We start from the raw sequence: 7,614 nt of genomic DNA on the forward strand, positions 1-7,614 counted from the left end.
GCATGACTTCCATCCTTCCTGCTTTCTAAGCAGTCTTGAAGTCAACCGAACCTTCAGCAGACCCTGCCTTCCGCTCGGTGATTCTGACCGCTCTGGTCATCGGCGGGCTGCCAGCCTTGTTCATCGCCGGGCTGCTCAGCTTCTACCTCTACCGCACCATCGGCCGTTCCCTGTCCTCCTTCAGCACCGCCGCCAAGGAAGTCGCTGCTGGCAACTACGAGGTCGACGTCACCTCCACGAAGCTGGGCCCGGAGTTCGACTCTCTAGCGACTTCCTTCAACGACATGGCTACCAGACTCGCCGCCGTAGACAACACTCGGCGTCAACTATTGGCCGATCTGGCCCATGAGATGCGCACCCCCTTGGCCAGCCTCAAGGGCCATCTGGAGGGGATCGAAGACGGGGTCGTGGAGTGGGATGCCCGGACGATCGGGATCTTCAACGCGCAGATCGCCCGCATGGAACGCCTCGCTCGTGATATCCGGCAGCTCGCCGCCGACGAGGAGGCCACGGCCAAGCTGCAGCTCACCCTCCAGGACCCGGGTGCGTTGGCCGCTCAGGCGGTCGCGGCCATCGAGCCCGCCGCAGCGGACAAGAACATCACGGTGGCAGCCAGCAGCGCCGGCCCGCTTTCAACACCAGTGCCGTTGGATCCGGAACGCATGGGTCAGGTGCTGGGCAATCTGCTGGAGAACGCATTGGGCCACACACCGCCCGGAGGTGCCATCACCGTGCACTCCGAAAACACACCAGACGCGGTCACCATCACCATCACCGACACCGGGGAAGGCATCAGCCCTGAGAACCTTCAGAATGTCTTCGCGCGCTTCTACCGCGTCGAGACTGGCCGTGAAGCCCACCGCGCAGGCTCAGGGCTGGGGCTGGCGATCAGCAAATCCCTGGTCGAAGCCCAAGGCGGAACCCTGGAGGCGACCAGCGACGGGCTCGGTCACGGAGCCAGTTTCCACATCCGGATTCCCCGCACCCCAGCCCCGCAGTAAATCGGGGCACCCTTCACGCGTCTCACGGGCCGCCCCGCCACTGGGACGCATGTGCCGGAGCAGGGTGTCCTCCGTGTTGCAGACGCGGGGGCTCAGGTCTGGCTGCCCCGACCACCGGCGACGTTTCGAGATTGACCTTCAGCTCCGGACACCAACCGTCGAGTGCCCTTCGCGCGGGTGCTGACCACCTTCTCCAACGGCCCCTGCCCCAGCGACCGTTGCCACACCACCGCAAATAGGGCTGCCGCGACCAGGTGGATCAGGAACCACAGGTAGGGCTGGCTGTAGTGGACCTCGGCCGAGAGGGCCACCAGGTGGGCGGTGTACAGGGTGAAGGTCATCGCGCCCATCGCGGAGAGAGGCAACAACCATTTGCCGACCTTGGGAGCAATCAGTAGGAACACTCCCAGCACGGTCAGGCTCACCCCGAGGCTGGCCATGATCGCCAACGGAGTGTTGGTGTGTGGTGTGGTGATCGCCAACCACCACCCGGTCGAGGCCGGCAACGAGTCCGGGCCCCAGGTCAGGACCTGATCTAGCTCGTACTCACTCATCCCGGAAGCACTCAGCAGCCGCTGGTACCCACCGAAGGCGTAAAGCAGGATGGATGACGTGAAGTACGCGAAGATCGTCAGCCCCACTCCCACGACCAACACCCGGACCTGCAACGCGGTCTCCCGCAGATTCAGTCGACCCAGCCCCAGACCGACCAGCAGATACGCCATGTAAGGCAGCGCCGGGTAGGTACCGGTGAGCAGCAGCTGAGAAGCGATCGCCCCGGGCTCGGTCACCATGTCGATGAACGTGGGGTTATACGAGCTCCACGCAGGCAGTTCGCTAGCAAGATTCTGCATGAGCACAGGGGACACGATCCCAAACACCGCCGCCGAGGCGAAGAGCGCCTTCGGGCCCATGTGCAGGAACGGGATCGCCAGAAGAAAGAACATCCCGTAGTAGACCAAGATGCTGTAGGCCGGAGGGTCTTGCGGCATCAGAGTTCCGATCCACAGACCAACGACTGCGATCAGCAGTGCCCGCACGACGAGCCCCACCCGATCGGCTGCCATCCTCCTACCCTGATGCGGGTTCCGGCCGCCGGAAGTCAGCGCAAGACCCACCCCGGCCAGCAGCGCGAACAACGCCGCCGAGTCCCCGGAAAACAGCCGCCAGGACCAGCTGGCCTCCCCGGTCTCCTCATTCCACGCCGGCAACAGATGGATGGCCATGAGCCCCACCAGAGCCAGCCCGCGTGCCGCATCGATGCCCACCAACCGGGTCGTAGACCGTACAGAAGCATTCTCGGTGGCCCCCGCTCCACTTCCTGATGTTCTACTCATGTCTTGTGCCCCTTCCTTTCCGTCCCGTAAGGGAGCGTGAAGCCTGCGCCCAATGGTCGTCGCTGTGGTCCCGGAGTGCCGGGATGGTACTGGTTCCAGAGTGTCTGCTGCACTTAGAGCGCAGGTCGCAGGATCCTCAAGATTTGATGAAGACTCCAGGGGTCAGCGGCAAAGGGTGCCACCATTAGGACTGACATCACAAAGCAGTAAAAAGGGGAGCTCACAGTGCGGCCGCCTCCGGAGGTCGCCACGAGAAAGTTCGGTCGAGATGGAGCGGATGTTCCAAGAACTGTCATAGGATATTTGCTCGCCCCCATCGCGCGGTGTCATCACACGCGTGCCGCGTCCGGCAGAGGGCGATGAGTCGATCGACGAAGGAGGACCGTGATGATGTGGGACACCGGAATGGGAGCGGGAATGGGCTGGATGTGGCTCTTCTGGATCCTGCTGATCGTGGGAACGGTGGTGCTGGTGGTCGTGCTTGTGAAGGCCTTCACCGGCGGTTCCACCGACGGGAGCCGACAGGGTGGCTCCGCTCCGGCGACGGGGGCGCTCCCGCGCCGGTCCCGACAGATCCTCGAGGAGCGCTACGCGCGCGGGGAGATCAGCACGGAGGAGTACAACGAACGATTGCGGACCCTGGAGGATGGTGACCGGTGAGCCCGCTGACGCGACGGCAGCTGCTGGCCCTGGGTGCGGTCGGGGCCGGTGCCGCGGCCGTGGGCGCGGGCGGGCTGTGGTGGACCAGCAGCCGCGGCGGTGAGACCCTCGGCGGCGATAGGGCGCTGCTGCAGCCCGAGGTGCTGACCAGCCGGGACGGGGTCCTGGACCTGGCCCTGGAGGCCGCCCCCACCCGAGTGCGGATCGGGGCGCGTGAGGCGAGCGTGCAGGCCTTCAACTCCTCGCTGCCCGGACCCACCCTGCGGGTCCGGGGCGGGGACACCCTCCGGGTGGCGATGACCAACGGCCTGGAGGCCCCGACGAACCTGCACGTGCACGGTTTGCACGTGTCCCCCGAGGGCAACGGGGACAACCCCTTCGTGAGCATCGAACCTGGTGAGTCCTTCGACTATGAGTACGTCCTGCCACAGGACCACACTCCCGGCACCTACTGGTACCACCCGCACAGGCATGGGCACGTGGCCGACCAGATCGCGGCAGGGCTCTACGGGGCCATCGTCGTCGAGGATCCGGATCCTGTCCCCGTGGCCCGGGAGCGCGTCCTGGTCGTCTCAGACATCACCTTGGACGGCTCCGGCAACCTCACCGAGGTCTCCCCGCCGCAGCGGATGATGGGCCGGGAGGGTGAGACCGTGCTGGTCAACGGCCAGGTCCGTCCTGAGGCCGCCGCGGCACCGGGGGAGCGGGAGCTGTGGCGGGTCGTCAACGCCTGCCCTTCCCGGTATCTGCACCTGACCCTGGACGGGCAGGGGCTACGAGTGCTGGGCCGAGATGTCGGTCGGATGCCCGAGCCGGTGGAGATAACCGAGGTGACGCTGGCCCCCGGCAACCGCGTGGAGCTGCTGGTGGACACCCGCGAGGGGACCTCCACGCTTCGCACCGCCCCGGTGGACCGCGGGAGCATGGGCGGCATGATGGGCGGGGACACACCCGGAGACGGCCCCGGCGACGACGAGCCGATCGACCTGCTCATCCTCGAGGTCACCGGGGATCCGGCCGGGGAGCCCGGGCCCGTGCCCGCGGGCACGGCCCTGCGGGACCTGCGCGATGAGCCGGTCGGCGCCCGACGCACCATTGACTTCGCCATGGACATGGGGATGGGTGGGATGGGAGGAATGGGCGGTCCCGGGGGGATGATGTCCTTCACGATCGACGGGCGCGAGTTCGACGCCGAGCGGACTGACCAGCGGGCCCAGGTGGGCACCGTGGAGGAGTGGACCCTGACCAACTCCAGTCCCATGGATCACCCGATGCACCTACACGTGTGGCCCATGCAGGTCATGAGCGAAGATGCCCGCGACGTCTCCGGACCGCGGTGGCAGGACGTGGTCAACATCCCGGCCTTCGGGGAGGTGACGGTCCGAGTGGCCTTCGAGGACTTCGGCGGCCGCACCGTCTACCACTGCCACATCCTCGACCACGAGGACCTCGGCATGATGGGCACCATCGAGGTCAGCTGACACCGCGGAACACCGCGCCGGACCACATAGGAGAAGCATGACTCACGACGAGGCGCACGAACACCAGACGGACAGGCAGCAGCAAGGCGGGCAGCAGCTGTCCCTGACGGGGTCCGTCGCCCTGGGAACAGGGGTGATGATCGGCGCGGGGATATTCGCGCTGATCGGTCAGGTGGCGGAGCTGGCCGGCGGTTGGGTCCCCTGGGCCTTCCTGGCCGGCGCCGTCGTCGTGGGGTTCAGCTCCTACTCCTACATCAGGTATTCCATGGCGAACCCCTCCTCGGGCGGGATCGCGATGCTACTCAAGGCGGCCTACGGTCCTGGAGTCATCGCTGGTTCATTCTCACTGTTCATGTATGTCTCGATGGTTCTGGCGCAGTCCCTGTTAGGCCGTACATTCGGTAACTACGCGTTGCGGCCCTTCGAGATGCAGGACTCCTTGCTGTGGGTCCCAGTCCTGGCAGTCCTGGCCATAGTGGGAGCGGCGCTGGTAAACGTCGTGGGCAACCGCTGGGTGGAACGCTCCGCGTCCGTCACCGCGGCAATCAAGATCATCGGCATTGCGGTGCTGGCGATCGCGGGACTGTTCGCCGCAGGCGTGTCCTCCCTGGGACGGCTGGTCTCCCCAGAGAGTGCAACACCGGATCAGGGGTGGTTGGGCTTCCTCGCCGGGGTCACCCTGTGCATCCTGGCTTACAAGGGCTTCACCACCATCACCAATCAGGGCGGTGACCTGAAAGACCCGAAGCGCAATCTCGGCCGGTCGATCGTCATCTCGATCTCACTGTGCACAGTGCTCTACCTGCTCATCACCGTCGCCGTCACCGGCAGCCTCAGCGTGCCGCAGATCATCGAGGCACGCGACTACGCGCTGGCCGAAGCGGCAGAACCACTGTTCGGGGCGTGGGGCGTGGGGCTCACCGTGGTCGTCGCAGTGGTGGCCACCGTATCGGGACTGATCGCGAGCCTGTTTGCAGTCTCCAAGCTCTACGACATGCTCCGCGATATGGGCCAGGTGCCGGGGTTGCCCGGCAGGCGCAAACACCAGTCGTTGCTCATCACCGCCGGGCTGGCGATCGTGATGGCGGCGCTGTTCGACCTCTCCCAGATCGCCGCGCTGGGGGCCATCCTTTATCTCTGCATGGACATTGCGATCCACTACGGCATCCTCCGCCATCTCAAGGAAGAGGTGAAAGCGAAGGTCTGGATCCCGTGGGTGGCCATCGTGCTCGACGTCGCGGTGCTCGTGCCGTTCCTGATCCTCAGGGGGTCCTCGGACCCGTTCACGTTGGTGGTCACAGCCGTGGTGGCGGCGCTCATCATCCTGGCCCAATGGGTCATCGTCCGACGTCGGAGGGAGGACTCCGACAACGACGAGCAGGAGAGTGAACAGCTGCGTTGACGGACTGCTAGCTGATCGAGGACATCGAAGCAGGCTCAGTCCCCACCGCCGAAGAGACAGAAGCCGTCCAGTTCCCGACTACCACGAGTCCCCAGCTCTCCCATGTCCCAGACTGAAAGCGAGTGTCCGGGACCTTCTCCAGGGACCGGACGAAAGGCTACCTCGAGTTGAATAGCGCAACCGCACGAAATTCGCCCGTCGAAGAAACCCGGCTCGACGGAGAGCTGTTTCAATCAGCGCTGGATGATGTAGCACAGCACCTCGCCACCCGATTATCTGTCCAAGGGGATTCAAACCGCGAGATTCTCGAACACTTCGCCAGCGATAGTGGGCATGCCGGTTGAAACTGTCTGGGCGCTCGTCGTGATGGGCGCCCAGGGTGAGCCGATCAAGCGCGCTGGGTCGGTTCTACGGCGCACCACAGGAAGACCTGGGCAGGACGTAACACCCGACATTCGGCCCAACTGCAGAGACTTGTGCGGACGGTGAGCCCCGCCCCACGGACATCCTTAACCCGGCATCTGCGTAGGCCGTTACCGTTGCGCGGTCGGCGCCTTGTCCTCGACCCCGGAGTGGATCTTCCTCGGAACAGACGTGCGGACACTCGGGGAGAGCTGGTTCAGTCGTTGGCCATGTCATTTGCAGGACCTGCGCGGGTTCAAAAACGCGGGTAGCAGCAGTAGCCTCATATCCACTGGCGCCGTGCCGGCCGAGGTTCTTGGCAAGCGCCCCACAGCGACGAGAGGAACATCATGTCTCACGTGAGGTCCATGCTTCAGGCTCATCCCAAGGGAGATCTCGGAATCGATCAGGAGAAGCTCGCGGCGTGTATTGCAGCGTGTTTTGAATGTTCCCAGACCTGCACGGCGTGCGCTGATGCTTGTCTCAGTGAACCGATGGCTGGTGACTTGGTGACGTGCATCAGCACAGACCAAGATTGTGCCGATATTTGCCTGACAACTGGTCGGATCCTGACTCGTCTCACCGGGCAGAACAAAGACGTGGTCCGTATGATGTTGCAGGCCTGCCGAGAGGCATGCCGAGCCTGTGCCCAGGAATGCGAGGAACACGCCGAGATGCACGAGCACTGCCGCTTGTGCGCAGAAGCTTGCCGGCGCTGCGAGGCAGCCTGCGACGAGCTCATCAGCGCACTGGGGTAGACCCGCAGCGGATCGAGGTAGACCGACCCGGGCCAGACGCACAAGCTCTTCCTCTGACCGGCCGCCCACCCACGCTCCCGATATCTGACAGACGGCGCCTTTGAGTATCCATACCTAGGGAGGCTCTCGGTCGCGGTGCAGATGTCCCCGCCTCTCCGTGCCGGATCTCCAGCTGAGGAGACTGGGTGGTGGTCGACCTCAGGAAGCGGAGGCGGAGACCGCTGTGCGCGGGCGTGGATCCGGGGCGCTTTCGTCACGTGCCTCGATGGCGGCCAGGTGTGCAGGGTTGAGGTCGATGCGTCGCAGGAGCTGGGCGTTGAGCGCCACCACGATGGTTGACGCTGACATCAGGATCGCGCCGACGGCGGGGGAGAGCACGAACCCGATGGGTGCGAGGACCCCTGCGGCCAGGGGAACCGCGACGACGTTATAACCGGCTGCCCATATGAGGTTCTGGATCATCTTGGTGTAGCTGACCCGGGACAGTTCGATCATGGAGAGCACCGCTCGAGGGTCGTTGCTGGCAAGGAGGCCATTCGCGGTTGAGCGTGGAGGTGTGTCGAGTCAAGGGGC

General features: G+C 64.9%; 6 protein-coding genes and 1 pseudogene. 5 read left to right on the forward strand and 2 right to left on the reverse strand.

The window, feature by feature from the left end; genetic code table 11:
- Positions 1–35: 35 nt before the first annotated feature.
- Entirely contained in the window at positions 36–1,001 is a 966-nt protein-coding gene (locus HGQ17_RS14680) for a HAMP domain-containing sensor histidine kinase (protein WP_168888703.1), read from the forward strand.
- A gap of 92 nt (positions 1,002–1,093) precedes the next feature.
- On the opposite strand, the gene HGQ17_RS14685 is transcribed toward HGQ17_RS14680, so the two are convergent.
- A complete protein-coding gene (locus HGQ17_RS14685; RefSeq protein WP_324615313.1) occupies positions 1,094–2,269 on the reverse strand; it encodes a heparan-alpha-glucosaminide N-acetyltransferase domain-containing protein in 1,176 nt (391 codons plus the stop codon).
- Positions 2,270–2,725: 456 nt separating this feature from the next.
- Between HGQ17_RS14685 and HGQ17_RS14690 the strand changes: the two genes are divergently transcribed.
- The 4 genes from HGQ17_RS14690 to HGQ17_RS14705 all read left to right on the forward strand — a co-directional run bounded on the left by HGQ17_RS14690 (position 2,726) and on the right by HGQ17_RS14705 (position 7,041).
- Entirely contained in the window at positions 2,726–2,998 is a 273-nt protein-coding gene (locus tag HGQ17_RS14690; protein WP_106124049.1) for an SHOCT domain-containing protein, read from the forward strand.
- Positions 2,995–4,479 (forward strand): multicopper oxidase family protein, encoded by a 1,485-nt coding sequence (locus tag HGQ17_RS14695; protein WP_168888705.1) that lies wholly within the window; start codon positions 2,995–2,997, stop codon positions 4,477–4,479. Before HGQ17_RS14690 ends, HGQ17_RS14695 begins: the two co-directional genes overlap by 4 nt.
- A 37-nt stretch (positions 4,480–4,516) precedes the next feature.
- Positions 4,517–5,881: an APC family permease gene (locus HGQ17_RS14700; protein ID WP_168888706.1), complete on the forward strand. Its 1,365-nt coding sequence runs from the start codon at positions 4,517–4,519 to the stop codon at positions 5,879–5,881.
- Positions 5,882–6,633: 752 nt separating this feature from the next.
- Positions 6,634–7,041 (forward strand): four-helix bundle copper-binding protein, encoded by a 408-nt coding sequence (locus tag HGQ17_RS14705; RefSeq protein WP_182495776.1) that lies wholly within the window; start codon positions 6,634–6,636, stop codon positions 7,039–7,041.
- A gap of 198 nt (positions 7,042–7,239) precedes the next feature.
- Here HGQ17_RS14705 and HGQ17_RS14710 read toward each other — a convergent pair.
- Positions 7,240–7,584 (reverse strand): annotated as a pseudogene (locus HGQ17_RS14710) (heavy metal translocating P-type ATPase); the annotation flags it as partial.
- Positions 7,585–7,614: the final 30 nt, after the last annotated feature.

The organism is Nesterenkonia sedimenti, assembly GCF_012641515.1.
Classification (GTDB): Bacteria; Actinomycetota; Actinomycetes; order Actinomycetales; family Micrococcaceae; genus Nesterenkonia; species Nesterenkonia sedimenti.